General features: G+C 70.1%; 38 protein-coding genes and 1 pseudogene. 31 read left to right on the forward strand and 8 right to left on the reverse strand.

All coding sequences use genetic code 11. From position 1 onward, the window contains the following. The first annotated feature begins 1 nt into the window (after position 1). From N5079_RS19450 to N5079_RS19465, 4 genes are read left to right on the forward strand one after another with little or no spacing between them, the layout of a single operon-like run. Complete coding sequence (locus N5079_RS19450) at positions 2 to 154, forward strand: DUF4177 domain-containing protein (protein WP_076440089.1); 153 nt, start codon at positions 2 to 4, stop codon at positions 152 to 154. Next, positions 154 to 618 carry a RidA family protein gene (locus N5079_RS19455; protein ID WP_261585351.1) on the forward strand — a complete coding sequence of 155 codons (465 nt, stop codon included), beginning with the start codon at positions 154 to 156 and terminating at the stop codon, positions 616 to 618. Before N5079_RS19450 ends, N5079_RS19455 begins: the two co-directional genes overlap by 1 nt. After that, on the forward strand, positions 615 to 1,364 hold the full coding sequence (locus N5079_RS19460) for an NUDIX hydrolase (RefSeq protein WP_261585352.1): 750 nt from the start codon (positions 615 to 617) through the stop codon (positions 1,362 to 1,364). Before N5079_RS19455 ends, N5079_RS19460 begins: the two co-directional genes overlap by 4 nt. Then, a complete protein-coding gene (locus tag N5079_RS19465; protein ID WP_261585353.1) occupies positions 1,361 to 2,152 on the forward strand; it encodes an MBL fold metallo-hydrolase in 792 nt (263 codons plus the stop codon). Before N5079_RS19460 ends, N5079_RS19465 begins: the two co-directional genes overlap by 4 nt. 29 nt (positions 2,153 to 2,181) lie before the next feature. Here the strand turns inward: N5079_RS19465 and N5079_RS19470 are convergent, their stop codons facing one another. Next, positions 2,182 to 2,880, reverse strand: coding sequence for a Crp/Fnr family transcriptional regulator (locus N5079_RS19470; RefSeq protein WP_261585354.1), 699 nt, complete (start codon positions 2,878 to 2,880; stop codon positions 2,182 to 2,184). 32 nt (positions 2,881 to 2,912) lie between these two features. On the opposite strand from N5079_RS19470, the gene nth reads away from it, so the two are divergent. Together nth and N5079_RS19480 are read left to right on the forward strand one after the other, a co-directional pair. Then, the gene (gene nth, locus N5079_RS19475) at positions 2,913 to 3,632 is read left to right on the forward strand and encodes an endonuclease III (protein WP_261585355.1); all 720 of its coding nucleotides are present in this window, start codon (positions 2,913 to 2,915) and stop codon (positions 3,630 to 3,632) included. A gap of 9 nt (positions 3,633 to 3,641) precedes the next feature. Further along, entirely contained in the window at positions 3,642 to 4,286 is a 645-nt protein-coding gene (locus N5079_RS19480; RefSeq protein WP_261585356.1) for an NUDIX hydrolase, read from the forward strand. Here N5079_RS19480 and N5079_RS19485 read toward each other — a convergent pair. Further along, positions 4,233 to 4,784 carry a HEAT repeat domain-containing protein gene (locus N5079_RS19485; RefSeq protein WP_261585357.1) on the reverse strand — a complete coding sequence of 184 codons (552 nt, stop codon included), beginning with the start codon at positions 4,782 to 4,784 and terminating at the stop codon, positions 4,233 to 4,235. The genes N5079_RS19480 and N5079_RS19485 overlap by 54 nt on opposite strands. Positions 4,785 to 4,855: 71 nt before the next feature. Between N5079_RS19485 and N5079_RS19490 the strand changes: the two genes are divergently transcribed. After that, positions 4,856 to 6,040, forward strand: a complete 1,185-nt coding sequence (locus N5079_RS19490) for a MarP family serine protease (RefSeq protein WP_261585358.1) — start codon at positions 4,856 to 4,858, stop codon at positions 6,038 to 6,040. Between the two features lie 68 nt (positions 6,041 to 6,108). Here N5079_RS19490 and N5079_RS19495 read toward each other — a convergent pair whose 3' ends face one another. From N5079_RS19495 to acs, 5 genes are all read right to left on the reverse strand, one after another. Further along, positions 6,109 to 6,588, reverse strand: a complete 480-nt coding sequence (locus N5079_RS19495; protein ID WP_261585359.1) for a DUF309 domain-containing protein — start codon at positions 6,586 to 6,588, stop codon at positions 6,109 to 6,111. A 140-nt stretch (positions 6,589 to 6,728) separates the two neighbouring features. Then, positions 6,729 to 7,649 (reverse strand): alpha/beta fold hydrolase, encoded by a 921-nt coding sequence (locus N5079_RS19500; RefSeq protein WP_261585360.1) that lies wholly within the window; start codon positions 7,647 to 7,649, stop codon positions 6,729 to 6,731. After that, on the reverse strand, positions 7,639 to 8,103 hold the full coding sequence (locus tag N5079_RS19505) for a phage holin family protein (protein WP_261585361.1): 465 nt from the start codon (positions 8,101 to 8,103) through the stop codon (positions 7,639 to 7,641). Before N5079_RS19505 ends, N5079_RS19500 begins: the two co-directional genes overlap by 11 nt. Positions 8,104 to 8,126: 23 nt before the next feature. After that, on the reverse strand, positions 8,127 to 9,344 hold the full coding sequence (gene nhaA, locus N5079_RS19510) for a Na+/H+ antiporter NhaA (RefSeq protein WP_261585362.1): 1,218 nt from the start codon (positions 9,342 to 9,344) through the stop codon (positions 8,127 to 8,129). Positions 9,345 to 9,450: 106 nt separating this feature from the next. Next, positions 9,451 to 11,427 (reverse strand): acetate--CoA ligase, encoded by a 1,977-nt coding sequence (acs, locus tag N5079_RS19515; RefSeq protein WP_261585363.1) that lies wholly within the window; start codon positions 11,425 to 11,427, stop codon positions 9,451 to 9,453. A 210-nt stretch (positions 11,428 to 11,637) separates the two neighbouring features. Here acs and N5079_RS19520 point away from each other — a divergent pair, with 210 nt between their 5' ends. The 6 genes and pseudogenes from N5079_RS19520 to N5079_RS19545 all read left to right on the forward strand — a co-directional run bounded on the left by N5079_RS19520 (position 11,638) and on the right by N5079_RS19545 (position 17,797). Further along, the gene (locus N5079_RS19520) at positions 11,638 to 12,414 is read left to right on the forward strand and encodes a Fic family protein (protein WP_261585364.1); all 777 of its coding nucleotides are present in this window, start codon (positions 11,638 to 11,640) and stop codon (positions 12,412 to 12,414) included. Between the two features lie 632 nt (positions 12,415 to 13,046). Further along, the gene (gene ssd, locus N5079_RS19525; protein ID WP_261585365.1) at positions 13,047 to 14,087 is read left to right on the forward strand and encodes a septum site-determining protein Ssd; all 1,041 of its coding nucleotides are present in this window, start codon (positions 13,047 to 13,049) and stop codon (positions 14,085 to 14,087) included. Then, positions 14,084 to 14,896, forward strand: a pseudogene (locus N5079_RS19530) (TadA family conjugal transfer-associated ATPase); the annotation flags it as partial. The gene ssd and the pseudogene N5079_RS19530, both read left to right, overlap by 4 nt. Before the next feature lie 30 nt (positions 14,897 to 14,926). Further along, entirely contained in the window at positions 14,927 to 16,366 is a 1,440-nt protein-coding gene (locus tag N5079_RS19535) for a recombinase family protein (protein ID WP_261585366.1), read from the forward strand. A gap of 92 nt (positions 16,367 to 16,458) precedes the next feature. Continuing rightward, the gene (locus N5079_RS19540) at positions 16,459 to 16,854 is read left to right on the forward strand and encodes a GntR family transcriptional regulator (RefSeq protein ID WP_261585367.1); all 396 of its coding nucleotides are present in this window, start codon (positions 16,459 to 16,461) and stop codon (positions 16,852 to 16,854) included. Between the two features lie 553 nt (positions 16,855 to 17,407). Further along, positions 17,408 to 17,797: a hypothetical protein gene (locus N5079_RS19545; RefSeq protein WP_261585368.1), complete on the forward strand. Its 390-nt coding sequence runs from the start codon at positions 17,408 to 17,410 to the stop codon at positions 17,795 to 17,797. A 31-nt stretch (positions 17,798 to 17,828) separates the two neighbouring features. Here N5079_RS19545 and N5079_RS19550 read toward each other — a convergent pair whose 3' ends face one another. Then, on the reverse strand, positions 17,829 to 18,326 hold the full coding sequence (locus N5079_RS19550; protein ID WP_261585369.1) for a helix-turn-helix domain-containing protein: 498 nt from the start codon (positions 18,324 to 18,326) through the stop codon (positions 17,829 to 17,831). A 133-nt stretch (positions 18,327 to 18,459) separates the two neighbouring features. Here N5079_RS19550 and N5079_RS35590 point away from each other — a divergent pair, with 133 nt between their 5' ends. From N5079_RS35590 to N5079_RS19635, 18 genes are all read left to right on the forward strand, one after another. Next, complete coding sequence (locus N5079_RS35590; RefSeq protein WP_410007808.1) at positions 18,460 to 18,723, forward strand: helix-turn-helix domain-containing protein; 264 nt, start codon at positions 18,460 to 18,462, stop codon at positions 18,721 to 18,723. A 348-nt stretch (positions 18,724 to 19,071) separates the two neighbouring features. Next, positions 19,072 to 19,644 (forward strand): hypothetical protein, encoded by a 573-nt coding sequence (locus tag N5079_RS19555; RefSeq protein ID WP_261585370.1) that lies wholly within the window; start codon positions 19,072 to 19,074, stop codon positions 19,642 to 19,644. After that, entirely contained in the window at positions 19,641 to 19,817 is a 177-nt protein-coding gene (locus tag N5079_RS19560; RefSeq protein WP_261585371.1) for a hypothetical protein, read from the forward strand. Before N5079_RS19555 ends, N5079_RS19560 begins: the two co-directional genes overlap by 4 nt. Next, a complete protein-coding gene (locus N5079_RS19565) occupies positions 19,814 to 19,948 on the forward strand; it encodes a hypothetical protein (RefSeq protein ID WP_261585372.1) in 135 nt (44 codons plus the stop codon). Before N5079_RS19560 ends, N5079_RS19565 begins: the two co-directional genes overlap by 4 nt. Then, complete coding sequence (locus N5079_RS19570; protein WP_261585373.1) at positions 19,945 to 20,961, forward strand: ATP-binding protein; 1,017 nt, start codon at positions 19,945 to 19,947, stop codon at positions 20,959 to 20,961. Before N5079_RS19565 ends, N5079_RS19570 begins: the two co-directional genes overlap by 4 nt. Then, positions 20,958 to 21,551, forward strand: coding sequence for a hypothetical protein (locus tag N5079_RS19575; protein ID WP_261585374.1), 594 nt, complete (start codon positions 20,958 to 20,960; stop codon positions 21,549 to 21,551). The genes N5079_RS19570 and N5079_RS19575 overlap by 4 nt, the downstream gene beginning before the upstream one ends. Next, positions 21,548 to 22,183 carry an HNH endonuclease gene (locus tag N5079_RS19580; RefSeq protein WP_261585375.1) on the forward strand — a complete coding sequence of 212 codons (636 nt, stop codon included), beginning with the start codon at positions 21,548 to 21,550 and terminating at the stop codon, positions 22,181 to 22,183. Before N5079_RS19575 ends, N5079_RS19580 begins: the two co-directional genes overlap by 4 nt. Next, entirely contained in the window at positions 22,180 to 22,362 is a 183-nt protein-coding gene (locus tag N5079_RS19585; RefSeq protein WP_261585376.1) for a hypothetical protein, read from the forward strand. The genes N5079_RS19580 and N5079_RS19585 overlap by 4 nt, the downstream gene beginning before the upstream one ends. Beyond that, complete coding sequence (locus tag N5079_RS19590) at positions 22,359 to 22,571, forward strand: hypothetical protein (RefSeq protein ID WP_261585377.1); 213 nt, start codon at positions 22,359 to 22,361, stop codon at positions 22,569 to 22,571. Before N5079_RS19585 ends, N5079_RS19590 begins: the two co-directional genes overlap by 4 nt. Continuing rightward, entirely contained in the window at positions 22,568 to 22,909 is a 342-nt protein-coding gene (locus N5079_RS19595; protein WP_261585378.1) for a hypothetical protein, read from the forward strand. The genes N5079_RS19590 and N5079_RS19595 overlap by 4 nt, the downstream gene beginning before the upstream one ends. After that, entirely contained in the window at positions 22,910 to 23,065 is a 156-nt protein-coding gene (locus N5079_RS19600; RefSeq protein ID WP_261585379.1) for a hypothetical protein, read from the forward strand. Further along, entirely contained in the window at positions 23,062 to 23,262 is a 201-nt protein-coding gene (locus N5079_RS19605) for a hypothetical protein (RefSeq protein ID WP_261585380.1), read from the forward strand. Before N5079_RS19600 ends, N5079_RS19605 begins: the two co-directional genes overlap by 4 nt. Then, on the forward strand, positions 23,262 to 25,220 hold the full coding sequence (locus N5079_RS19610) for a DNA cytosine methyltransferase (protein ID WP_261585381.1): 1,959 nt from the start codon (positions 23,262 to 23,264) through the stop codon (positions 25,218 to 25,220). Before N5079_RS19605 ends, N5079_RS19610 begins: the two co-directional genes overlap by 1 nt. Then, positions 25,220 to 25,663, forward strand: coding sequence for a helix-turn-helix domain-containing protein (locus N5079_RS19615; protein ID WP_261585382.1), 444 nt, complete (start codon positions 25,220 to 25,222; stop codon positions 25,661 to 25,663). The genes N5079_RS19610 and N5079_RS19615 overlap by 1 nt, the downstream gene beginning before the upstream one ends. After that, positions 25,660 to 26,076: a WhiB family transcriptional regulator gene (locus N5079_RS19620; RefSeq protein WP_261585383.1), complete on the forward strand. Its 417-nt coding sequence runs from the start codon at positions 25,660 to 25,662 to the stop codon at positions 26,074 to 26,076. Before N5079_RS19615 ends, N5079_RS19620 begins: the two co-directional genes overlap by 4 nt. Further along, positions 26,073 to 26,294 (forward strand): helix-turn-helix domain-containing protein, encoded by a 222-nt coding sequence (locus tag N5079_RS19625; protein WP_261585384.1) that lies wholly within the window; start codon positions 26,073 to 26,075, stop codon positions 26,292 to 26,294. Before N5079_RS19620 ends, N5079_RS19625 begins: the two co-directional genes overlap by 4 nt. Beyond that, positions 26,294 to 26,638 carry a hypothetical protein gene (locus tag N5079_RS19630; protein ID WP_261585385.1) on the forward strand — a complete coding sequence of 115 codons (345 nt, stop codon included), beginning with the start codon at positions 26,294 to 26,296 and terminating at the stop codon, positions 26,636 to 26,638. The genes N5079_RS19625 and N5079_RS19630 overlap by 1 nt, the downstream gene beginning before the upstream one ends. After that, complete coding sequence (locus tag N5079_RS19635; protein ID WP_261585386.1) at positions 26,638 to 26,829, forward strand: hypothetical protein; 192 nt, start codon at positions 26,638 to 26,640, stop codon at positions 26,827 to 26,829. Before N5079_RS19630 ends, N5079_RS19635 begins: the two co-directional genes overlap by 1 nt. Positions 26,830 to 26,861: the final 32 nt, after the last annotated feature.

Below are 26,861 nucleotides of genomic sequence, written 5' to 3' on the forward strand. Positions count from 1 at the left end.
CATGACCAAGTGGGAATACGTCACGGTGCCGCTGCTCACCCATGCGACCAAGCAGATTCTGGACAACTGGGGTGAGGACGGCTGGGAGCTCGTCTCGGTGATTCCGGGGCCCAACCCGGAGCAGCTCGTCGCCTACATGAAGCGGCCCAAGTGATGAGCACGCCGGAGCAGCGGATCGAGAAGCTCGGGCTCGTGCTGCCCGAGGTCGTGCCCCCGTTGGCCGCCTACGTGCCGGCCGTACGGACGGGTGACTACGTGTACACCTCCGGCCAGCTCCCCCTGGTGGGCGGGAAGCTCGGCGTCACCGGCAAGGTCGGCGCCGAGGTCTCGGCCGAGGAGGGGCGGGAGCAGGCCCGCATCTGCGCGCTGAACGCCTTGGCGGCGGTCAGGTCCGTGGTGGGGGACCTCTCGAAGGTCGTCAGGATCGTCAAGGTGGTCGGGTTCGTGGCGAGCGCGCCGGGCTTCACGGGACAGCCCCAGGTCGTGAACGGCGCGAGTGAGCTGCTGGGAGAGGTCTTCGGGGAGGCCGGGACGCACGCGCGCAGCGCCGTGGGCGTCGCCGTCCTGCCCCTGGACGCCCCCGTGGAAGTCGAGATCATCGCCGAAGTGCGCGCGTGATCACCCCCGCCCGCGACGCGGCCACCGTGGTGCTGCTCCGCGACGACCCGCTTGAGGTCTACCTCCTCAAGCGGACGGCGACGATGGCCTTCGCGGCGGGGGCGTACGTCTTTCCCGGGGGTTCCGTCGACCCCCGGGACAGCGACCACGCGGTCACCTGGGCCGGTCCCTCGCCCGCCGAGTGGGGTGAGGCGTTCCTGGCCGACGAGAGGACGGCGCGCGGCCTCGTCTGCGCCGCCGTACGGGAGACCTTCGAGGAGTCGGGGGTGCTCCTGGCCGGGCCCGACGCCGCGACCGTCGTGGCGGACACCACCGGCGAGGACTGGGAGGCCGACCGGCTGGCGCTGATCGGCCGCACGCTCTCGTTCGCGGACTTCCTCGACCGCCGCGGGCTCGTGCTCAGGTCCGACCTGCTCAAGGCGTGGGGACACTGGATCACGCCGGAGGTCGAGACGCGGCGGTTCGACACGAGGTTCTTCGTGGCGGCCCTTCCGCCCGGCCAGCGGACGCGTGAGGTGGGCGGCGAGGCCGACGCCGTGGCGTGGATGAAGCCCGGGATCGCGCTCGCCCGCGCCATGGCGGGCGACATCCTCATCATGCCGCCGACGTTCCACACATTGACCGAGGTGGCGGCGTTCGAGACGATCGACGGCGTGTTCCAGCACGACCAGAAGATCATCACAATCATGCCCATCGTCAAGGACGGTGAGATCATCGTGACCGTCGCCCCGGAGGACATCGCGTGAGCGGGCTGCGCATCCCCGTGGACGGGCCGGACGGGTCGGGTACGGCCAACGCCGTCAACCTGCTCGCCCCCAACCCGTCGCCCATGACGCTCGACGGCACGAACACGTGGGTCGTCGGGCGGGCGGAGGCCGTGCTGGTCGTCGATCCGGGGCCGGATGACGACGCGCACCTCAAGCGGGTCGCCGGTCACCTGTCGGACCGCAGGGTCGAGGCGATCCTGCTCACCCACGGGCACCCCGACCACAGCGGAGGCGCCGGGAAGCTCGCCGAGATGGTCGGCGCGCCGGTCCGCGCCCTCGACCCCCAGCACCGGCTGGGCGGCGAAGGTCTGGGTGACGGGGACGTCCTGACCGCCGGCGGCCTCGAGCTCAGGGTGGTCGGCACGCCGGGGCACTCGTTCGACTCGCTGTGCTTCTGGCTCCCCGAGGACCGGGCCATGCTGACGGGAGACACGATCCTGGGTCGCGGCACGACCGTCATCGCGCCCGACGGCGATCTCGCCGACTACCTGCGCAGCCTCGACCAGCTCAGGCAGCGCGCCGAGATGCTGGAGGCCGAGGCGCTGCTGCCGGGCCACGGGCCCGTGCTCCCCGACCCGATCGGCGTCCTCGACGGCTACATCGCCCACCGGCGGCAGCGGCTGGAGCAGATCCGCGAGGCCATCCGCCAGGGAGCCAGGGACGCGCACGAGATCGTCGAGATGGTCTACGCCGACGTGGACCGGTCCCTGTGGCCCGCCGCGGAGATGTCCGTGGCGGCCCAGCTCAACTACCTCAAGACGCTCTAGCGGGACCCTAACGGGACCCTAACGGGACCCTAACGGGAGCGGTTGTAGAGCCGCTCCATGTCCATGATCACTACGGCCTTCGCCTCGATCCGCAGCCAGCCGCGCTGGGCGAAGTCGGCCAGGGCCTTGTTGACCGTCTCCCGCGAGGCGCCCACGAGCTGAGCCAGCTCCTCCTGGGTGAGGTCGTGGTGGACCCGCACGCCGTCGTCGACCTTCTGCCCGAAGCGGTCGGCCAGGTCGAGAAGCTGCTTGGCGACGCGGCCCGGCACGTCGGTGAAGACCAGGTCGGCCAGCACGTCGTTGGTGCGGCGGAGCCGCTGGGCCAGGGCGCGGAGCAGGTGGAGGGCGACCTCGGGACGGCCGGTCAGCCAGGGCCGCAGGTCGTCATGGCCGAGCCCGGCCAGCCGTACGTCCGTCAGGGCGATGGCGGAGGCCGTACGGGGGCGGGGGTCGAACAGCGACAGCTCGCCGAACATCTCTCCGGGGCCGAGCACGCTCAGCAGGTTCTCACGGCCGTCGGGAGCGGTGCGGGCAAGCTTGATCTTGCCTTCGAGCACGACGTAGAGCCGGTCGCCGGTCTCGTTCTCGCTGAACAGCGTCCTGCCCTTGGACAGCTCGACCTCGGTGATGCTCGTCCTCAGCGCCGCGGCGCTCTCTCGGTCGAGTGCGGAGAACAGGGGCGCCTTGCTCAGTACGTCTTCGGTGCTCACGATGCCTCCCTTCGCCATTGTGACCCACCCGGTCCGCGTAGGCTTACGGGGTGCCCCGCAAAGTCCCATCGGCTGGGGAGTCCCGGCTCGCTCTCGTACGCCGTGCCCGGCGGATCAACAGAATCCTGGCCGAAACCTATCCTGACGCCCATTGCGAGCTCGACTTCGGGAACCCCCTGGAGCTGCTGGTCGCCACGATCCTCTCGGCGCAGTGTACGGACAAAAGGGTCAATATGGTTACTCCGGTACTTTTCGCGAAGTATCGGACGGCGGCGGACTACGCCGGGGCCGACCGCGCCGAGGTGGAAGAGATCATCAAGTCGACCGGATTCTTCCGGGCCAAGACCACCAGCATCATCGGCATGGCCCAGGCCCTCTGCGAGCGCCACGGCGGCGCGGTGCCCGGCACGCTCAAGGAACTGGTCAAGCTTCCCGGCGTCGGCCGCAAGACCGCCAACGTGGTGCTCGGCAACGCCTTCGGCATCCCCGGCATCACCGTGGACACCCACTTCCAGCGGCTCACGAGACGATTTGGCTGGACCACTGAGACCGATCCCGTCAAAATCGAGCACGAGGTCGGCGACCTGATCCCCAAGTCCGAGTGGACGATGCTGTCCCACCGGCTCATCTGGCACGGCCGCCGCATCTGCCACGCCCGCAGGCCGGCCTGCGGCGTGTGCCCGGTCGCCGCGCTCTGCCCGTCGTACGGCACGGGCCCCACGGATCCGGAAGAGGCGAGGAAACTCGTCCGGACCGGCCCGTTCTCATAGGAGGTGGTCGTGGTTCCCCACTGGCTGAAGGGTCTGGCGGCGAAAGCCGCGCACACCCCCGTCCCGACGGCGTTGCGGCCGCCCGCGAACGGCGGAGGGCGGCACGCGGCGGTCCTCCTGCTGTTCGGGGAGGGGCCGCAGGGGCCGGACATCCTGCTGATCCAGCGCAGCTCCAAGGGCCGCGTGCACGCCGGTCAGCCCGCCTTCCCCGGCGGCGGCGTGGACCCCGGCGATGACGGCCCGGTCGGCGCCGCGCTGCGAGAGGCGGAGGAGGAGACCGGCCTCGACCCGCACGGCGTCGAGGTCGTCGGGACCATGCCGGAGCTCTACGTCTGGCGCAGCGACAACCGGGTCACGCCCGTCCTGGCCTGGTGGCACACGCCTTGTGAGGTGCACGCCGCGTCCCCCGACGAGGTCGAGGCCGTCGAGCGGATCCCCATCGCCGAGCTGGTCGATCCGGCGAACCGGCTCCGGCTCCGGCTGCGCCACCCCCTCCCGTCCCCGGCGTTCCGCGTGCGCGGCCTGCTCGTGTGGGGATTCACGGCCGGGGTGCTCGACGGCGTGCTCGCGGCCGCCGGGTTCGAGCAGCCGTGGGACCGGTCACGGATCGAGGACCTGCCCCCCGAAGTCCTCGATCTTTCCGCCCGAGGCTAGTCTCAGGCCGAGCGAGGCCCAGTCGGCGACGTCCTCGTCCGGGTCGTCCGCCAGGCGGCCCAGCGCCGCGAGGCCCGCCGCGTCCGGCGGCTTGCCGAGGACGTTCGGCAGGGCGTAGGCGGCGCCGTACCGGACGGTGGCCCTGTCGTGCGTGGACAGCTCGATCACCGACGGCAGCGCCCGAGGGTCTCGAAGGTGGCCGAACGCGATCAGCACGGCGTACAGGACCTGGGAGTCGGTCTCGCTCGCGGCGAGGTAGCGCAGAACGGGAAGCGTCCGGTCGGCGAACGGCCGGTCGCGTCCGAGCTCCCCCAGTATGTCCACCCCCAGCACCCGCTCCGCGGCCGTGGCGCTCGCGCACAGCCGCCTGGCCACGGTGAAGGTCTCCAGGTCACCGCGTCCCTGCAGGACGGAGATCGCCTGCCAGCGCACGGCGCCGTCCGGATCCCTGTCGTTCAGCGCCATCTGGATCAGATCGTCGACGGTCTCGCCCCCCATGACGTCACGATATCGAGCGGACCTCCGGGACGTCTGCACGATGACGGGCGTGGCTGGATACCGTTGAGGCTGTGCGCGGTGATCTCCTCGACCTCATCCTGATCGGCCTGGTGCTGGCCTTCGCTGTGTCCGGATACCGGCAGGGCTTCATCATCGGGGCTTTCAGCTTCGTCGGTTTCGTCGGCGGGGCCTTCCTCGGCATGTTCATCGCGCCGCCGATCGCCGGGGCGATCGTGAGCGGCGACATCGAGAGGGCGCTGCTGGCCATCGTGATCGTCTTCCTGACCGCGACGATCGGGCAGTTCGCGTCGTCCACCATCGGGGCGGTGGTGCGCAGCCACGTGACCTGGGAGCCGGCGCGGGTGGTGGACGCCTTCGGCGGCTCGGTGGCCAGCGGCCTGTCCGTCCTGCTGATCGCGTGGCTGCTCGGGTCGCTGATCGTGTCCATGAGCTTCCCGCTGCCGAAGGAGCAGGTCAACGGCTCGCTCGTCTGGCAGGCCGTGGACGAGGCCATCCCGAACGGCGTGCGTGCCCTGCAGAAGCCGTTCAGGGACTTCGTGGACTCCTCGGAATGGCCCCAGGTGATCACCTCGATCGGCGGCCAGAACGTGGCGCCGCCCGACGAGGGGGTCCTCACCGGGAGCGCCGGCCTGACCCGGGCGCGCAGGGCCATCGTGAAGGTGCAGGGCACCGCTCCGAGCTGCCGCAAGCGCATCGAGGGCACCGGGTTCGTCTACGCTCAGCACAAGGTCATGACCAACGCCCACGTGGTCGCCGGGGTGACGCAGGAGCTGCGGGTCACGGACTCGGACGGGACCTCGCACGACGCCCGTGTGGTGCTCTACAACCCGGACAGGGACATCGCCATCCTGTTCGTGCCAGACCTCCAGACGGGGTCGCTGCGCTTCGACTACTCGGCCAAGAGCCGAGACAGCGCGATCATCGCCGGATATCCCAAGGGCCACGGGTTCACGCCGCTGGCCGCCAGGATCCGGGTCAAGCAGCGGGCGGAGTCGTACGACATCTACAACCAGCACAAGGTGGACCGCGAGGTCTACGCGATCCGGGGCAAGGTCCAGCCGGGTAACTCGGGCGGCCCGCTGCTCAGCCCGGACGGCAAGGTCTACGGAGTGATCTTCGCGGCGGCCACCGACCAGCCGGAGACGGGTTACGCCCTGACCGCCGAGGAGGTCCTCCCCGACGCCGAAGACGGCAGCGGCGCGGTCGTCCGGGTGGACACCCAAGACTGCGACTAACCGCACCCACCCCCGGTCGTGATCATGCGCGGATTCCCGAACAGGCCACCTGGCCTGGCGGAACACCCTCAGTGATCATGCAGGAGGCTCAGGATTAGTGTGATGGCAGCGGTTCCATCGACGTCCCCGGCGTCGATGTCCACGATGATCCGGTCGGCGGCCAGAGCCAGTGACCTCAAGTCCAGCCCGTACGGCCGGCTGGAGCCGTACGAGCCGAGACGGGCGGCCCCACGGGTCAGCAGGGCGGCGGCCCCCGACGGGTTGCCACGCTGCACATGGGTCAGGCCCACGCATATCTGAGCGAGTCCCTGCCAGAGGTCCCGCTCGTCGGCGGGGCCGGTCTTCCAGCGCGCCTCCAGGACCTCGTGGGCGTGAAACGGTCGTTCGGCGGCCAGCAGCCGTGCGGCCTCTTGGAGCGCTTCCCGGCCGTCCGGCGCGTAGTCGTCCGGGACGCGGGGCACGCCTTCCGCGCCGCGCGGCAGCGGCCTGCCGTACTCGTCACGGGGACGCGAGCTCCGCGGCCTGCCCGCGTCGTCACGGTCACGCATCATTTCTCCACAGTGCATGATCACGGCTGGTGTTTGGCCGGCTCAAGGTGATTGACCGGGACTCTCTGCATGATCACACACAAGGGGGGTGCAGGTCGGCCCGGCCCGCCGGGAACCTATGCATGATCACCCACCAGTGGTCAGCGGTCCGGTTCGGGGTCGGACAGCCAGCCGATCAGCTCGCTGTCGAACTGCTCCGGCCGCTCCTCGTGCGGGAAGTGACCGGCCCCCTCGATCAGCCTCCACCGGTACGGCGCGGCCACGAAACGGCTGGACCCCTGAGCCGTCCGGGGGAGGACGCGGGTGTCCAGGGCGCCGTGCAACTGCAGGGTCGGCGCCTCGATCTCCGTGCGCATCTGCCGCACGTAACGCACCCCGTCCGGCCGGAACTGCGACCGCGCGAACCAGCGGTGGTATTCCAGCGCGCAGTGTGCCACGGCGGGGATCTGGAACGCCTCCTGGTAGCGGTGGGCGACATCCTCCGGCGGCCACTCGGGCCCCGACCACTCGTCGATCAGGCGTCCCACCAGCGCGCCGTCGTCGGCCGTCAGCCTGTGCTCGGGCAGCACCGGAAGCTGGAAGGCCAGGCTCGCCCCGCTGGCCCTGAGCTGGCCGAAGGGGTCCGTGAGCAGCGCCGAGCGCATGCGCAGCGGGTGCGGCGCGGACACCGGCACCAGCCGGCGCACCACCTTCGGGTCGAGCACGCTCATCGTCCAGGCCAGCAGCCCGCCCCAGTCGTGGCCGACCACGACGGCCCCCGTCTCGCCGAGGGCGCGGACCAGCCCGGCGGCGTCCACGGCGAGGGTCGGCAGGTCATACCCCCGCGGCGGCTTGTCGCTCGCGCCGTATCCCCGCAGGTCGGCCGCCACCGCGCGGAAGCCCGCCTTCGGCAGCGAGACGAGCTGGTGCCGCCAGGTCCACCAGAACTGGGGAAAGCCGTGCAGCAGCAGCACGAGGGGGCCCTCGCCCGCCTCGACCACGTGGAACCGGGTGCCCCCGGCGTGGACGGCGCGGTGGGTCCAGGGGCCCTCGACCTCTACGACCGACTCGTCAAGTGGCATCGGTCACGGACTCTCGGTGGGCGCCCACCTGCCCGGCGGTCGGCGGGGCGGGCGGCTTCGGCGCGCCCAGCTCGGCGACCTCTTCCTCGACGCCCGTCTTGAGGCTCTTCAGGGTCCGGGCGGTGCGCTTCATCCCGGCCAGCCCCTTGAGGCGGCGGTAGCCGACGAACACCAGGAGCGCGGCCACGACCAGGTAGAACACGGTGACGATGAGAAACGCGAGCCATGGCGCCAGCCTGAGCGCCACCAGGCCGTACGCGATCGCGAACGAGGCCAGGATCAGGCACAGGTGCGCGATGAAGGCGGCGGCGCCGAAAAGCCCGGCCGCCATGCCGACCCGCTTGGCGTCGAACTTGAGCTCGGCCTTGGCCAGCTCGATCTCGGCGCGGACGAGGGTCGAGACATGATGACTGGCCTGGGCGACCAGCGCACCGAGCGATTCTTCCTCGGGCATCGGCGATCTCCTATCTGCGACTATCAGACATCATCTCGTGTCCGCCTGCGCACGCGCACGTGAAGCAGCGCCGCGGCCAGCACCGAGGCGGCGAAGCTGGAGATCAGCACCGCCGTGGTCACCCGGTGCGCTCCCTGGAAGGCCCTGTCCCCGATGAGCAGGGAGACCGTGAAGCCGATCCCGGCGAGCACGGAGGCCGCCGCCAGATCGCGCCAGTAGAGGTCCTCGCTGATCCTCGCGAAGCCGAGCCGCACCGACAACCAGGCGCCGCCGAACACTCCGATGAACTTGCCCACGAGAAGGCCCACTATGACACCGAGGGCGATCCTGTCGGTGAAGACGGACCCCAGTGACTGCGGGTCGAGCCGTACTCCGGCCGCGAGGAAGGCGAAGACCGGCACGGCCACCCCCGCGGAGATCGGCCGGACGACGTGGTCGGCCCGTGCGGCGGGGGAGAGTTCCCCGTCATCGTCGCCGTGGACGCTCGTCAGCAGCCCGCACAGCACGCCGGCGACCGTCGGGTGCACGCCGCTCTCGTGCAGCAGCACCCATGCGCCCACCCCGAGCGCGATGAACACCAGGGGGCTCCTCAGCCGCCTGCGCTGCAGGAACCAGTAGACCGCGAGAACGACCGCCGCCCCGAGCAACGGAACGAGATGGATCTGTTCGCTGTAGAAGAGGGCGATGATGCTGATCGCCCCGATGTCGTCCACGACGGCGAGCGTGAGGAGGAACGCCCGCAACGCGTCCGGCATCGCCGAGGCCGTCACGGCCAGCACGGCCAGCGCGAACGCGATGTCCGTGGCCGTCGGGATCGCCCAGCCCCTCGCGGCCCCGGGGACGCCGTGGCTCACCGCCAGATAGAGGATCGCGGGTACGGCCATGCCGGCCACGGCCGCCACGATCGGCAGGACGGCGTCTCGCAGCTTCCCGTGGGCGAACTCCTCCTTGACCTCGATCCCGGCGACGAAGAAGAAGATCGCGAGCAGCCCGTCCGCGGCCCATTGGTACACCGTGAGACCCAATGGGCCCGGGACGGCCGGCCTGAGCGACTCGTACGCGGCCGACCAGGGCGAGTTGGCCCAGATGAGCGCGGCGGCCGTCGCGATCAGCATGATCACGCCGCCGATCGTCTCGGTGCGGAGGGCCTCCGCGAGCTGGCGGGCGTACCAGACGGTGGGTCTCAGCGGCCAGTTCTTGGCGGTGCGGCGCATGATCTCCTCGGTGGCGTGGGACGTCATGGGGCGACTTGCCTGCTCGCCGACCAGACTTCCCGGCACACCTGGCCACAAGGCTACCCGGGTACGCGAAAGGCGCGGGCGCCACAGGCGCCCGCGCCTTCTCTCGTCAGTCCTCGCTCTTGGCGGTCGGCAGCTTCTCGGAGATGAGGCTCATGACCGAGCTGTCCGTCAGCGTCGTCACGTCACCGAGGGAGCGGTTCTCCGCCACGTCGCGCAGCAGACGGCGCATGATCTTTCCGGAGCGGGTCTTGGGCAGCTCGGGCACGACCATGATCTGGCGCGGCTTGGCGATCGGGCCCAGCGTCTTCGCCACGTGGGCGCGCAACTCGGCCGCGATGTCCGCGCTCTCCTCCGCGCTGCCGCGCAGGATCACGAACGCCACGATGGCCTGGCCGGTCACCGGGTCGGTCGCGCCCACCACGGCCGCCTCGGCCACCTTGGGGTGGCTGACCAGCGCGCTCTCGACCTCGGTGGTCGAGATGTTGTGGCCGGAGACCAGCATGACGTCGTCGACCCGGCCGAGGAGCCACAGGTCGCCGTCCGAGTCGCGCTTGGCGCCGTCGCCGGGGAAGTACATCCCCTCGAAGCGCGACCAGTAGGTGTCGATGTAGCGCTGGTCGTCGCCCCAGATCGTGCGGAGCATGGACGGCCACGGCTCCCGTACGACCAGGAAGCCGCCACCGCCGTTGGGGACGGACCTGCCCTCGTCGTCGACCACGTCGGCCACGATGCCGGGAAGCGGCCGCATGGCGGCGCCCGGCTTGGCCTCGGTGACGCCGGGGAGCGGGCTGATCATCATGGCGCCCGTCTCGGTCTGCCACCAGGTGTCCACCACCGGGCAGCGGCTGCCGCCGATGTGCTCCCGATACCAGACGTACGCCTCGGGGTTGATCGGCTCGCCGACCGACCCGAGCACCCGGAGAGACGACATGTCGAACTTGGCGGGGATGTCGTCGCCCCACTTCATGAACGTCCGGATGGCGGTCGGCGCCGTGTAGAGGATCGTGACCTTGTACTTCTGCACGACCTCCCAGAACCGCCCCTTGTGCGGCGTGTCCGGGGTGCCCTCGTAGATGACGCTGGTCGCCCCGTTGGCGAGCGGGCCGTACACGATGTAGGAGTGTCCGGTCACCCAGCCGATGTCGGCCGTGCACCAGTAGATGTCGGTCTCGGGCTTGAGGTCGAAGACCGCGTGGTGGGTCCAAGCCGTCTGGGTGAGGTAGCCGCCCGTGGTGTGGAGGATGCCCTTCGGCTTTCCGGTGGTGCCGCTGGTGTAGAGGATGTACAGCGGGTCCTCGGCGTCGTGCGGGACCGCCTCGTGCTCGGCGGGCTGCCGGTCCACGAGGTCGTGCCACCACACGTCCTTGCCTGTCGTCGCGACGTCCTGCCCGGTCCTGCGGACGACGAGCACGTGCTCGACTCCCGGGCACTCCGCGACCGCCTCGTCCACCGTCGGCTTGAGCGCGCTGGGCGCCCCGCGCCGGTAGCCGCCGTCGGCCGTGATGACGATCTTCGCGTCGGCGTCGTCGATGCGGCTCTTGAGCGCCGCCGCCGAGAAGCCGCCGAACACCACCGAGTGGATCGCGCCGATGCGGGCGCAGGCCAGCAGCGAGATGGGCAGCTCGGGGATCATCGGCATGTAGATGGCGACCCGGTCGCCCTTGCGGACGCCCAGCTCCTCCAGGGCGTTCGCCGCCTTGGAGACCTCCTTCTGGAGGTCCGCGTACGTGATCGTACGGCTGTCGCCCTCGGGCTCGCCCTCCCAGTAGTAGGCGACCTTGTCACCCCTGCCGGCCTCGACGTGGCGGTCGACGCAGTTGTAGGCGACGTTCAGTTTGCCGCCGACGAACCACTTGGCGAAGGGGGCCTTCCACTCCAGCGTGGTCTCCCAGCGCTGGGCCCATGCCAGCCGTTCTGCGGCGCGCTCCCAGAAGGCGAGCCGGTCCTCGGCCCCCTCCTCGTAGACGCCGGCCGTGACATTCGCGGCCGCTGCCAGGCCGGCTGGTGGGGCGAACCGCCGCGTCTCGTTCAGCAGGTTCGACAGAGTCTCCTGTGTCTCCTGACCGGGGGTCTCCGTGGCCACTCCGTACTCCTTTACGTTTCTGTCGGCCGCCTCGGCCAAGTTTGCGTGTCCCACTTCACCAGGCCAAGGGCGTCAAGTACAAGTAATCGGGCGGTCGTGAGCGGTTGCCATGTCGCCGGTGGGAATGGCGCTATAACTGGGCAATGTAGTGACTGGTGAGAAGTCGGCCAGCGGCGGGAGGTTCCTTACCCGCCGGTAAGGTCGGTTTCTGTGAATGACTCACTGGCTGCCATCGCCGAACTCCCCGGAGTGCCGGAAGCCGTACAGGAGGCCCGCGAGGCCGTCGACCGTCTCTATGGGCATCGGGTGCTGCGGCGGCGGAGCCCCGAGGTCTCGGCGGAGTCCGCTCTGCGCGGCGCGCGTGCCTCCGCCGCGCTGGAAGGCGTCGACGTGCCGCTTGAGCCGGTGAGGCTCGGCGAGGTGTCCGACCCGGTCGTCCAGGGAGCGCTGCGGGTCTCCGCCGAGCTGGGACGGCTGGGCAAGACGTGGCGATCGGCGCCGCGCCAGGTCCTCGCGCGGCTCCACACGCTGGCCGCGGCCGGCCTGAGCGCCGAGCCCGGCAGGCCGCGCACCGCGCCCACCGGTGCCGACCCGCTCGGGCTGGGGCCCGCCCCCGGTCCGGAGGAGACCGCCGTACGGATGTCCGCTCTGGCCGGCCTTCTCACCGGCACCACGAAGGCGCCGGCCCTGGTTCTCGCCGCGACAGCACACGCCGAGCTGGCCGTGCTCCGGCCGTTCGGGACGGCTGACGGCGTCGTCGCCCGGGCGGCCGAACGGCTCACCCTCGTGGAGCACGGGCTGGATCCCAAATCGCTCGTCGCGGTCGAGGTGGGCCACGTCGATCTCGGCGACGCGTACGCCGAGAGCCTGCGGGCCTACCTCAAGGGAACGGCGGAGGGCGTGGGCGGGTGGGTGAAGCACTGCGCGGCGGCCGTCGTCCTGGGGGCCCGCGAGACCACGGCGATCTGCGAGGCGCTGTCGCGCTAGCCCGAACCGTCGCTCCGAACCGCTGAAACATGGCCTGGAGACAGCAGACGGCGTCCCTGGGATGGAACGCCGCTGCCCGCACGTGTCACCGGGTTACCAAGCGTGCACCTCAAATTTGTCGGAGCGGGTCAAGCCCGTCTCGACACGCCTCCCGCGGCTGGTCGCGCGTGGGTGCCCGGTGTCCGTACGCGGACCTAAAAGTCCGTAACCCCTTTCTACGTCCGATTCCGGCGGTTGAAAACCCTGCGGAACAAGACCTTTACCGGGGGTTGCCTTAGGGGAGCCGAGGGCCCGCCGTCCACACGCATCACTGACTCAATGAAAAAAACTGACTCGGATGCGGGGATGGTGCTCGACGAAGGTCACATCGATCAGGCAGCATACGGTGTGTCTCCACTGGGCCTTTGCCAAACCCTTGCCAGGCCCCCGTCCAGTGATTAAAGCTTTCTTCTAATACGGGACCGGCTCTACCCCCCCAGAGCCGGACCGGTCGGCGACCCCCGCTCTCCCCCCCGGCGGGGGTCGCCCCTCTTTGTCCACAGCCTGGCGTTCATCCCCAGAGCCGCGTTCGGGAGCGGGCGGCGGTCGCGGACTCGCGCAAGGTGGTCTCCCCGAGCTACTGGGAGACACCGATGCACCGGCCCTTGGCCATCACCGACGATCAGGAACTCCTCGACGATCTGCTCCGCATCGCCGCCGCGGCGGGGGTGGACATCGACGTCGCCCATGCGGCGGCCCATGCCCGGCCGTACTGGAGCCAGGCCCCGCTGGTGGTCGTCGGCGCGGACCTCGCCGACGACCTCGCGGCCACCGGCCCCTCACCTCGGCGCAACGTGCTGCTGGTCACGCGCGGGCCCGGCGACCCGGACATCTGGCGCAGGTGCGTGGCCGTCGGCGCGCACACCGTGCTGGAGCTTCCCGAGGCCGAGCGGCTGCTCGTCGAGGAGCTGGGGGAAGCCGCCGAGCCCGCGACGAGGGCGGGCACGGTCCTGTGCGTCGCCGGCGGCCGGGGAGGCGTGGGAGCCACGGTTCTGTCGGCCTCGCTGGCCCTCACCGCCTCCCGCCACGGGCTTCGGACGCTCCTGATCGACGCCGACCCGCTGGGCGGCGGCATCGACGTCGTCCTGGGCCAGGAGCAGGCCACGGGAGCCCGCTGGCCGGACATCGCCGGCCGGGAGGGCAGGGTCAGCTTCACCGCCCTCCAGGACGCGCTGCCGACATTCGGCGATCTGACCGTGCTGTCCTGGCATCGCGGCGAACCCGCGCCCATTCCCCGCGAGGCGATGCGGGCCGTTCTCGACGCGGGGCGGCGCGGGTGCGACCTCGTGATCGTCGATCTGCCGCGGCATGTGGGCGACGGCGAGTCGGAGGCACTCTCCCGGGCGACGTCCACCCTCGTGGTGATCCAGGCCGACGTCAGGGGAGCGCTCGCCGCCACCCAGACGCTCGCGATTCTCCGCCGCCACACCGGTGACCTCCGGGCGGTGCTCCGCACGGGGAGCATGGCCCCGGACGTCGTCGCCGCCTCGGTCGGCGTTCCCTGCGCGGGGGTGCTTCCCGAGCTGCGCGGACTGGCCCGGACGCTCGACCGGGGCGACCCCCCTCCGCTCGGCCGCGCCCCGCTCGGCCGGTTCTGCGCCCAGTTGCTCTCCACCCTGGCCGGCGCACCGTGAGCGTGGTCTCGGCGGAGCTGGTCGAGGCCGTCCGGGTACGGCTGTCGCGCGCGGGGGCGCCGCCCACCGCCGCCCAGGTGGCGGCCGCCCTGCGCGCCGAGCGGGCGGTGCTCGGCGATGCCGAGGTCCTGGCCATCGCGCGCACCCTCCGGGCCGATCTCATCGGAGCCGGTCCGCTCGAAGGGCTGCTGGCCGCACCCGGGGTCACCGATGTGCTGGTCAACGGACCGGGGGAGGTCTGGGTCGACGACGGCCAAGGGCTGCGCCGCACCGGCGTGACCTTCCCCCGTGACGACGACGTGCGCCGTCTCGCCCAGCGCCTCGCCGCGGCGGCCGGACGGCGTCTCGACGATGCCTGCCCCTACGTGGACGCCCGTCTGGCGGGCGGGGTGCGGCTGCATGCCGTACTGCCGCCGATCGCCCCCGAGGGCACGTGCCTTTCGCTCCGGCTGCCGCCACGCCGCACCTTCACGATGGAGGAACTCGTCCCCGGCCCCGGGGCGGCAGTGCTCCGCGCCATCATGGCGGCCCGGCTCGCCTTCCTCGTCACGGGCGGGACCGGCACCGGCAAGACGACCATGCTCTCGGCGATGCTGTCCCTGGCCGACCCCGGTGAGCGCCTGCTGCTGGTCGAGGACTCCGCCGAGCTGCATCCCCGGCATCCTCACGTGGTGCGTCTCGAAGCGCGGCCCCCCAACCTCGAAGGCGCGGGCGGGGTCGGCCTCCGCGACCTCGTACGGCAGGCCCTGCGCATGCGCCCCGACCGTCTCGTGGTCGGAGAGGTGCGCGGGTCCGAGGTCGTGGAGCTCAAAACCGGTTAAACACCTATACTCTCCGGCATGCTCAACCAGGTCCAAAACGCGGCCATCTACTGCCGTCTTTCCTACGCCCCCGACGGGTCTCTGGAGAAGGTCGAGCGGCAAGAGGACGACTGCCGGAAACTGGCCGACCGCCTCGCCTGGCCTGTCGATGAGCGGTACATCTTCAAGGACAACTCTCGGTCCGCGTGGCAGCGGAACCGCAAGCGTCCCGGGTGGGACAAGCTCCTGGAGGTCATCGAAGCGCGGGAGGTCGACGCGGTCCTCGTCTACCACGGCGATAGGTTGATCAGGCAGCCGTGGGACCTGGAGTTGCTGCTGAAGCTCGCCGACGACCGGCACCTGCACCTCGCCAGCGTGTCCGGGGTGCGGGACCTGATGAGTGAGGACGACCGGTTCATCCTTCGGATCGAGGCCGCTCAGGCGTGTAAGCAGTCGGCCGACACCTCCCGCCGGGTGCGGCGTGGCTGGCAGTCGCGGGCCGAGGCCGGCCGTGCGGTGGGCGGGGGGAAGCGCCCGTTCGGGTACGGCGTCCCTACCGGGAAGCTGGGCCGGACGGGCAAGCCGCTGTACGACACCACCCAGATGGTCCCTGGAGAGGCTGAGATTCTCCGTGAGGCCGCCCGCAGGCTGATTGCGGGGCAAACCCAGGGTGGCGTGATTCGGTGGATGAATGAGCGCTCCACGACCTCTCAGGGCAAGCCGTGGGTGGGGAAGTCGCTCAAGAACCTGCTCGTCTCCCCACGGATCGCCGGGTTGGTCGAGCATCACGGCACGCTCCACAAGGCCGTTTGGGAGCCCATCTTGACCATGGAGGAGTGGGAAGACGTGAAGCTCGTCATGCGGCAGAGCGCCCAAGAGCACGGGTACGCCGGCCGGGAACGCAAGTACCTGCTGTCGGGGATCGCCGAGTGCTCCGGCTGCGGGAAGCCGATGCGGACCAAACCGTCCGGCGGCCGGAACAGGAAGGACACCCGCCTGTACTACTGCTGGAACCGCGAGTGCCCGGCGCCTGTGTCAAGGAACGTCGAGCACCTGGACCGGTACGTGGCGGGCCGCGTGGTCGGCCGGCTCGGCGATCCTGCGCTGATGGACGAGCTCCTTGCCGCGGAGCCGAGCGTGGCCGCGGACATTGTCGCGTTGGAGCGGCGCCGGGACGAGCTGAAGGCGAAGTTCGCGAAGCTGCTGGACCACCCTGACCTGGACCCGGAGGTGATGGCCGGCCAACTGACGGAGGCCAACCGGAGGATCCAGGACCTGCGGTCCCGGCACGCGTCGAACGCCCGGCAGCGGCTGCTGGCCCGGATGGCGGGGATCACCGCTGAGCAGTGGGATGAGACGCCGCTCGATGTGCGGGCGGCCACGGTGAAGGCGCTGTTCCGGGTGGTGGTGCTGCCGGCGACGTGGCGGGGTCCCGGGTTCGACCCGGGCAGTGTCCACCTGGAGCCGGTGGACGGCTGACGCACGTAATACCAGTTCAGAGGCACTTATGGGGTTAGGGGGACAGGGGCATAAGGCCATAGGGGCATAGGCGGCCCCTAGGGTCCAAGATCGTGACGGTATACGAGCCTGCGTACCGCCGACTGATCCGCCTCATCCGGCAGGACATCAAGGCGGGCGAGTACCCGCCGGGCTCGCTGCTGCCCTCAGAAAACCGCCTGATCCAGATACACGGAGTCGGCCGGGAAACGGTCCGGAGCGCCCTGGCGGTCTTGCGCTCAACGGGTGAGGTTGTCACCATCCGGGGCGTGGGCAGCCAGGTTCGCGAGACATTCGACCGCGACGACGAGCCGGTGACTAAAGGCGCCCGGATCATCGCCCGTATGCCGACCGATGAGGAGATGCGGCAGCTGGATATGACGCCGGGGGTGCCACTCCTCGTGGTAGAGCGTGATGGCCGGGAGGTCGCGGTGCTGCCGGCGGACCGGAAAGCCTTGATCGTGAAATGAGCTGGGCGGGTACCTTCCCTCCGCCGCCGGGACGGCGACCCCGGGCACTTTGACTGCCCGGGGCCGCCCCTCCCCTCTCGGGACCACACGATCACGCCCGGGGGGTCGGACATGTGATCGTGTGGCCGATCAGTCCTCGCCGTATGATCAGCGTGTTTCCCGGATAGTAGTGGATCAATGTCCCGCTGTCATCAACAAAAGGGGACACTCTGAGACATGGTTCCCAGTTGTGTCTGCTGCCGCCCATTGTGGCTCTGCGAGGTCGTGACGCCCAGTTATGCCTAACTTGAACGGCACCGTTTACTTACCTAGACTGGCGCGGCATAACGGGCCAATCCGAACATACTGACGCCTCGACCTGCGCAGGCCGTAACCCGCCATTCGCCCGGTGACAAATTTAGCGGCCTAACGCTGATGATCAAGAAATATCGGCCCCCAGTGCGCCTTTTGGTGCGAGTAGTTGAGAACTAAAGTGTCAAGCTCTATCGCCCGGGGGGTACGGGCCGCACGCTAGAAGGGCCACATCGCCGTGGTCCGGGAAAGGTCATCAGGAATGGGGCGGTTCACCAACGGGATCCTCATCACCATCGGACTCGCCGCCGTGGCGGCGCTAGCGATCGAGGGGTTCGCCGACTACGACTTCCTCAGCGCGGAAGCCACGGCGCTCATGTGCGTCACCGCAGCCGTACCACTGGTTATCGCGACGATCCGCGCCGAAACCCGGCGTCACAGCGAGCAAATGCAAGCCGCCCTAACGGCTGGGTTGACCGCGCTCGGGGAACAGATGGAACGCGCCGCAGCGCACCACGCCGCGCAAGCGCAGGAGCAGACCGTGGAGCGGGTGGTGGAAGCGCTGGCGAGGGGGCAAGCGACAGCGGTAATGGACAAGGCTCAATCTCGGTTCTGGTCCGACACCGGACCGTTCCCCATCGTCCGTAACTGACGCAGGCATCGAGGGCATGAAGCCGCGAGGGTTACCCTCGCGGCTTCTTGGTTTCAGCGCGCAGGGCATCGAAATCGAAAATCGACCGGCGCATCAGCATGTACGCCCGGAGGAAGTTGTCTTTCGCCGCCTCAGACAGCTCGCCCATGTCCAGGATTTCCCAGATGCCGGGATCGATGACCTCGTCGACCAGAGTTACCTCATCGGGCTTGGCCAGGCCGCGCTCCACGAGCAGTTGGGCGAGGCTCTTGCCGTGGCCCTGGTCCCTGGCATCCCCCACGATGGCAAGGGGCTCACCAGCTAGGAGGGCGGCTATCGCCCCGCGCTGGAGCTTGAGGGCGTCTTCGAGCCCTGCGGCCTTGGCCGGGCTGATGGGCTGGTCACCGTTGAGGATGCGGCGCAGATGGGCGACCGACATGCCGGCCTTTTCTGCGACGTCCTTGTAGAGCAGCCGGAGGTCGTGCATGCGGGCGTCGAGTGCCCGTCTACTCGCCTCGGTGAGGCGGTCGGTGCTGCTGGTGGCGGTCATCAGCATGTTCCCTCGCTCAGAGATAAGCGCACATTAGCGCACACGGGCTGGTCGGCACACATGAAGCTCGGCCGAGGGGAAAAATCTTGAGCGGTCACTAGCGCTCATTAGCGATGAGCGATAATGTGCGCTCATGGCCCGAACACCTCTACTCGACCTCCCCTTTGACGGAAGGCGACTCCGCGCAGCCCGACGGCGGGCACGGCTCACCCAGGAACAGCTGGCGCAACGCTGCACAGACAACGGCACCCCTGTCTCCCGGTTCCAGGTAGTGAGAGCGGAGAGCTGCAAGAACCTGCCGCACCCAGACGTGCTGGACGCGTTTCTTGAGGTCCTCAACTGCACTGTTAACGAGCTCTTGACATCGGCGGGCGAAGTCACCCGAGAGTCTGCCTGATGAGCGCTCAAAAGATCAATCCGGATCGCTCACAAGTGACAACCAAGTCTCCTCAGCGGAAGCCTGCGCGCCTCTGCCGGACCCCGCAGGAGTGCTTCCAGGCCGGGTGGGAGGACGGGAAGAACGACCCACCGCTCACACCTTCGCAGCGAACCCGCATCGCCGCGCTGCTCGGCCCGTCGATCCGCCGTTCCGTCGCTGCCGCAGAGGCCCGCGCGTCCGAGGCGGTCGAAGAGAGCGCGGCCTAGCCAGTGAACGAGCGAGGCCCCCGCCGGATGCCGCCAGCGAGGACCTCGAAAACCGCCCAGCTCAACAACCCAATTTCGACTGAGGAAGGAGCCGGGACTGATGACCATCATCGCAGATCCCGCCCGGACGTCCACCCAGCACGCCGCCAACCGCGTGGGCCGCGTCTTCAAGACCCTGGCCGCCGCCGAAACCGAGGGCTTGTCCCTCCGTACCGGCCTGCTGGCCGCGCTGATCGCTGACTTCCACGACGTGGACACCGCTGCGGCCATCGACTTGGCCATGTACGACGCGTTCGACGACCGGGTGAAGCAGGCGGGCATGGCCCGTGACTTGCTGATCGCCGCTGCCCGCGCCGCCGACTCCGAGCAGTCCGGGGGCGGGTGCGCTATGACCGCCTTCGCCGACCTCACCCGGGGCGACCTGATCCGCCCCCACGGATCGTTGGGCTTGGTCCTCGACCAGCCCAAGACCCCCGACCAGTTCGGGTGGAGCAAGGTCACGGTGCAGCCCGTGGACCGGGACCGTCTTCCCTGCGGCCCCGCCGTGTGCTGGCCGTGCCGGTGCGACGCAGATGTCCCGGTGGTCCGCCACAACGGCGTGTGGTCCTCCGAGTGCGCCGGCCTGACGGCCGACGTGATGGCGGAGCACGACCACGCGGGAGGTGCCCGGTGAGCGCACCCGACCATGGCCCCTCCGCATGGGACTACCTGGCCTCCGCCGACGCCCTGATCACGGACATAGAGCTGGACGACCCCGTCCAGGCCGTGCGGGACGCCGAGCGGGCCGCCGCTTACAAGCGCGCCGAGCAGGAGCTCACCCGGCTTCTGCGTGAGGGGGGACTTTGACCGCCCAGCCGATCGCCCCCGCCGCCGCCCAGCGCCCCCGACCCGTGTGGCGTGACCCGTCCAACCCCGCCGAACACCTGATGGACGCCTGGGACGACGCCATCTACAACGCCGAAAGGAACGACCCGTGACGTTGAAGACCCGCAAGCCGACCGGGGCCGTCCCGTGGCCGCTGATCCTCCTCGAAGGCGGCGAGAAGGCCGGGAAGTCCTGGGCGTGCGCCGAACTGTCCGCCTCCGACAAGGTCGGCCAGACCTACTGGCTCGACCTCAGCGAGGGCGCCGCCGACGAGTACGGTGCGATCCCCGGCGCCCGCTACCTCGTCATCGAGCACGACGGCACCTGGGCCGACATCATGGCCTCCGTCGTCGCCGTCCGCGACGAAGCCCGCCGCGCCGCAGACGCCGGCGAACCCCCCGTCGTGCTGGTCATCGACTCCATGACCGCCGAGTGGGACATGTTGAAGGACTGGGCGGCCAACCGGGCGAAGGGGTCGCAGACCAACCAGAAGCGGCTCCGGCAGGACCCCCACGCGGAGATCCAGGTCCCAATGAACCTGTGGAACGACGCGACCGCCCGCCACCGCCGGTTGATGACCGTCCTCATGACCTTCCCCGGCGTCGTCGTCATGACCGCCCGCGGCAAGGACGTCGCCTCCCTCGACTCCAACGGCCGCCCCGTGGAGGGGTCCAAGGACTACAAGGTCGAAGGCCACAAGAACCTGTGCTTCGACGCGTCGGTGTGGGTGCGGATGTCCCGCGACCACGCCCCCCTCGTCGTCGGCGCCCGTTCCGTCCACGCCGGTCTCCGGCCCGGGGTGGACAAGCCGCAGCCGATCCACGACTTCTCGCTGGAGCGGCTCGTCTTCGACCTGCTGAAGTGCGACCCGACCACAGCCAGGGTGCGGGACCTGACCCCGATGAAGCCCGGTGACGAGCCCGACACGGAGCTGTCGCCGAAGGCTGCCGAACTGCTCCAGCAGGCGGAGGACGCCGCAACCGTCACCGACCTCGGCAAGGTGTGGTCGGCCATCGGCCCCGCCCTCAAGGCCGACGAGATCACCCGTCCGGAGGCCGACCGGGTCGCCAACCGCGTCAACCAGCTCAAGGCCGAGATGGGCCAGGACAAGGGGGCCGCAGCGTGAGCGCCAAGGTCCACGCCCTCAAAGTCGCGGCGTCCCGCGTCCTCGCCGACATCGCCGCCGAGGCCCACGAGAACCTCCGCAAGGAAGCCGAACCGGTCTTCGCCGACCTCCGCATCAGCGAGGGCGCGAAGTCCCTCAACGTCGCGCTCCCGGACGGGACCGAGCTGGGCGACGTCGCCATCCTCGCCGGGCCGGCGCAGCGGAAGTTCAACATGTCGGCCATCGCGGCGATCGTCGCGAACGACAACCCCGACGCGTTCGAGGAGCAGCTCAAGCCGGAAGCGCTGACCGACCCCGCCCTGCTGACGTTCGTCCGCGACCACATGCCGCACCTGCTGCACATGCGGATCAACGACGACCACCTGAAGAAGCTGTTCAAGCGGGTCGACGTCAACGGCTACCTGAAGGACGCCGCAGGGACCCGCATCAAGGTCGCTGAGATCACCCGGGGGGAGCCGACCGGCAAGTTCGCCTACACGTCCGCCCCCGGCGCCCGCGAGGCCGTGTGGGCGGCCTGGGCGTCCGGGGAACTCCAGCCGGTCATCGGTGAACTGTTCCGCCCGGCCATCGAGGCGGGTGAGGACCGGTGAAGACCCGCGTCCCGTCCTGCTGCAACCGGGAGACGTTCGCCACCCGAGAGGAGGCTCAGCGCCGTCTCGACCGGATGCACACCCTCGGCCTGCGCAGCGTCCTGCCGATCGACGTGGAGCGGTGCATGCGCGGCTGGCACCTGCGCTTCCCGACGAAGCAGACCGGCCCGTCGGACAAGCTCCGCGCCCTCGTGGAAGCCCGCGACAGCAACCGGTGCGTCCGCTGCGGCAAGCCCACCGCCCGCGACGGCGACTCCCTGCACCACCGCCTCCCCAGGGGACGCGGCGGCGGCAACACCGCCGAGAACCTGATCCTGCTGGACGGTTCGGGGACGACCGGCTGCCACGGCTGGGTCGAGAAGAACCGCGCAGCCGCCTACCGCCTCGGCTACCTCGTCGAGACCGGCATCGACCCGGCCGACGTCCCCGTCGCCGTGGCCGGCCAAGGCTGGCGCTACCCCACCGCTGATGGGCGGTGGGTCACCCTGCAGGAGTACGGCCGCGCCCCCGGTGTCGGCGAGGACTGCTGCGCTCACGGCCAGGTGATGGCCTGCCCCGAGTGCGGGGTGTGCCGGTCGTGTGGGCCGTGCCAGTGCGAGCTGGCCGCCGAGTGGGCTCGGGAGGCGTCATGAGGCCCGAGGCGAAGGTGTGGCGGAAGACCCAGCGCGACGCCCTCAGAGGCGTTTCAAAGGGCCGCCGCTCCACCCACCAGGTGGAGACGCAGGAGCCGGTGCGCGGGTCGTCCTGGACGCGGCGTCACCCCGGGGAGACGCCGCCGTGGATGCGCCGCTGGCTGGAGTCCGCGTCATGACCGGCCCGGTACTGCCGATCGAGTGGTGCCAGTGGTGCCGCTCCCATGTGCCGGAGGGCCACGCCTGCCCGTTCGCCCCGCCGCCCTGCCCGACCGAGAGCGGCGACCCGTGCGGGACCTGCGAGTCCTGTCTTGGCCTCCAGGAGGCCGACCCCCGGTACGGCCCCCGCCCCGACACCGACAACCCCGAGAACGGAGACACCCCGTGAGCAACACCGACACCAGGGAACTCCCCGCCGCCACGGCGACGGGGGACACGCTGGCCTACTCCTCGGAGCTGGCCGCCCGCCTCGCCGTGCTGGTCGAGGCGGAGATCGCCCGGATGGACAAGGAGCACGAGGAGACCAAAGCCCAGATGCGGCTGATGGTCGCCGACGTGGAGGGCCGCGCCGGGCAGCCGCTGGACGTGCTCCGACTGGGCCGCGCCCCTGTCGGCAGGGACCCGTACGCGAACGCCCCGGAGTGGGCGGACCGGACGGACGAGCGGGTGCAGCGGATCACCAGCATCCCGGACGACGGCGGCGAGGACGACGGGGAGGTGGCGTAGATGGCCAAGACACGCGCCGAGCTGCACCCGACCGACTGCCTCCCCTGGTCTGTTGAGCCCGTGACCGTCCGGGCCGAGTACCAGGCCTGGCTGGAGGCCCTGCCGAAGGGCCCGCGACCCGTCTACCAGCGACGCCCTGAGGGGAGCCCGTCATGAAGGGGCTCCTGGCCTTCCTCGCCGTCTGGGCGGTCGTCGGGTGCTCCCTCGTGGCTGTCCACATGCTCAAGTCGGAGTGGCACCGCTGGCAGCGTGCCCGCTACGACCGGGCCGTGCTTGGCCCGGCCATCCGGGACGCCGTCACCGCCGACCCAACGCTCGCGGACGGGCTGGCCACCGAGTGGAGGTGGCCGTGATGAGCACTCGCCGACCTTCGCAGCAGCGCAGCGTTGCGACACATCGCCCCGCCGTACGCCGGCGCCGGTTCCGCCACGACGAGCTCATCGCTGTCGACCTGTTCTCCGGCTTCGGCGGGCTCACGCAGGGCATCGAGCTCGCGGGGTTCACCACGATCTTGGCGGCGAACCACAACGCCTACAAGGTCGAGGTCCACGAGGCTAACCACCCGCACGCCGAGCACTGGATCGCGGACCTGGTCGACCCGGAGTCGTCCGACTACCACTCCGCCAGGGACCTTCCCCCTGCTGATCTCCTTGTCGCCGGCGTCAGCTGCGTGAACCACTCGCAGGCCAACACCAAGAAAGCCTACGAGCAGCGCCTGTCGCTCTTCGACCTCGACGATCCCGAATTCGAGGAGCGCGTCACCAGATCGGAGCGCGACCGCGCCACGGCGAACTGCGTGCTGCATTATGCCGCCCAGCATCACCCTCGGATGATCCTCGTCGAGTGCACCACCGAGCTCACCTCGTGGGGCCCGGCGGTGCCGGGCAAGAAGTACGGCGATGGTTCCACGTACCGGTGGTGGCTCAAGCAGTTCGGCATCTTGGGCTACAAGCACCGCGTCCTCTACCTCAACTCGATGTTCTTCGACGTCGCGCAGTCCCGCGACCGCGCTTACTGGGCTTTCTGGGACGAGCGCCTGCCCACCCCGGACCTCGACCACCGGCCCGAGTCGTGGTGCTCCTTCTGCGACACCCCCGTGCAGGCCGTATGGACCTGGAAGACCGGGATACCGCCCACCGGTAGCGTCCGCTACGGCAAGCAGTACGAGTACCGGTGCCCCTCCTGCCGATGTGTCGTGATCCCCCCGTTCGCGCCGTCGCTGCACGCGCTCGACCTCTCCAACCTCGGCAGCAGGATCGGCGACAAACCGCTTCGCGAGTTCAAGGACAAGAACACCGGCGAGATCATCCGCAGCCCCCTCGCACCAGCCACCATGGCCAGGGCCGAGCGGTGCAGGCAGCGGTTCGCCGACTTCCCCGCCGTGCTCATGCCAGCCAAGTCCCAGCGCGGGTCCGAACGCCACCCGTGGCAGCCCCTCGTCACGCAGACCAGCCAGCAGGAAACCTCGATCCTCTCGACCGGCGCGCTCATGGCCGCCGCAGGCAACACCTACGAACGCCCCGGCTCCGACTGCCGCACCCGCGACCTGGGCAAGCCTCTGCCTTCGCAGACCGCCACCAACACCCAGGCACTCTTCACACCCCCGGCCGCCCTGGTGACCGGACAGGTCATGGTCGCGCACCGGCACAACGGCGACGGCAAGCACATCACCCAGCCGATGGACACGGTCACGAGCACGCACGAGAAAGCGGTCCTGCTCGCGGTGAACAACTTCCAGGGCGCACCTCGCGGCGCTGATGAGGCGCTCCCCACCCAGGGCGGCTCGGAACCCCTGTCGCTGCTTTCGGCCGGGGTCCTGCCGTTCCGGAAGAACACCACCCCGACGTCACACGCCGAGGCCATGCCGACCGTCACGTCGGACCAGATCCCCGGCCTGATCACCGCCGCCGGGACGGTGCAGTTCCGGCAAGGAACCAACCGCCGCGTAGCAGGTGTCGATCAGCCGCTGAACACGGTGGTCGCTGATGGTGCCGGGCACGGCCTTCTGTTCTCCGGCTGGTACGAGCAGAACGGATCCGCGCCGGACCCCGAGGCACTGCTCCGTGCCCAATGGCGCGAGGTCCTCGCCAACGTGACGCTCAACGACTGCTACTTCCGCATGATGGCCTCGCACGAGGTCGGCCGCGGCTGTGGCTTCGACGTCGACTTCGCCGATCACAAGGGCACCTTCATCGTCTGGGGCTCCGCACGCGACCAGGTCGACGGGTTCGGCAACGCCGTCAGCCCTCCAGTCGGGCACTGGATCGGCAGCCGACTCCGTGCCGTCCTTCACGCCGAGGAGGTGGCGTGATGGCCGCCAAGACCAGCCCCATTGTGAAGTCTCTGGACCTCCGCACCCGCGCCCAGCTCATCAGGGGCGTGGACCTCGCCCAGGCGCTGGGCGTGGGCGGCCACTCGGTCTCCCAGTGGCGTAACGGCCAGAGGTCACCGCACTTCCCGAGCGTGGTCGCTTGGGCCGCCCACCTCGGCACCCAGATCGTGGCGGTGGACGCCCACGGCCGCGTCCTCGCAGTGGGCGACGACATCCCCGCCGGTTTCGCTACCTGGCGCGAGGCGGCCGGGCTGACCCAGAAGGCGGTCGCGGACCTCCGCTGCACAGCCAAAGCGGCCATCGCGCAGCTCGAAGCCTGCGCCCGCCGCCCGTACCTGGCCACGGTGGAGGACCACCTGGCCGCCCTCAACATCCGGTTGGCCGTCGTGGACGCCGCCGACAGTCGGGGGGTGGCGGCGTGACCGGCAAGAACTCCGTGTACGGCACGCCCCGCCCGGCGAACGTGCCGACGTTCCCTCTCGGGGCGTGCGTCGGCAAGGCGAAGCTGATGAACCCCCGCCCCGACAACCCCGCCGCCGTGCTCCACGCCCGCCAGGTCTGCTGGGGCTGCCCCGTCCTCACCGACTGCAGGGCGTGGATGTCCACCCTCACCCCCAGGACCGACCCGGGCGATGTCCTCGCCGGGACCACCCACGCGGAGCGCACCGGTAAGGACCCCGACCGCAGGGTGTGCCGCGCCTGCTGGCTGGTCCGCCCGCGCGACAAGTTCTCCCTGGCCGGCAAGCACGGGCAGCGGGCCGTGTGCAAGTCCTGCGTCGCCGCCTCCCGGCCGACTGGTTCCCCCACTTCGCAGCGAGCCGAGGAGGCCGCATGATCCCGCACCCGATCCTTGCCCAGCTCGGCGACGAGCGCCGGGCCCGCCACCTGACCCAGGCAACGGTGGCTGTCCACCTGCACATCTGCCACACCACGCTGTCGTTCTGGGAGACCGGGCGGACCCAACCACGGCTTGAGGACATCGACCGCCTGGCGGCCCTGTACGGATACCGCCTCGCGTTGGTCCCTGTTGCGGCCGAGGGGGTGGCGGCGTGATGACCGCCGACGAGTTGGCCCCGTATCCGGTCGTCGCGTCTGAGGTGACCGCTGACAGCCTCGCGCGCTCGCTACAGGAGGCTGCCGCCGATTGGCATGCCAACCGGGCTCCCGGGGACGCTACCGCGGACGTAGCCGCCACCGCGTTGGACGGCATGGCCTTCCTGCTCAGGTCTCTGCGGATGGTCGCACCCGACCTTGCCGACCGGATCGCCGTCGACGCGTGGAAGCGCACCCAGGACGGACCCCCTGAGGGGTGGCCAGCTCACGAGATGGCCCAGGCCGTACCGGGGGCCGCTCATCTGGTCGCGTCGTCCGCCCAGAGCGGCGGTGAGGCGGCGTGATGGCCGCGAAGACCGGTACCAAGGGCCGCGCGTGCGACGGGAAACGCCGCCACGACTCCCGGGAGGCCGCGGCGGCTGCGCTTCAGCGGCTCGTCCGCAAGGGGGCTTTCAAGGACTGGCTGACCGTGTACGAGTGCCCCCACTGCGACGGGGGCTTCCACGTCGGCCACAAGCCCGGCAGGCGGCGCTGAGACCTCCTGAGGGCCGATTACAGGCCCCGCCC

The sequence above is a fragment of the Planotetraspora sp. A-T 1434 genome, assembly GCF_025420585.1.
In the GTDB taxonomy this organism is placed as follows: Bacteria; Actinomycetota; Actinomycetes; order Streptosporangiales; family Streptosporangiaceae; genus JAOEGB01.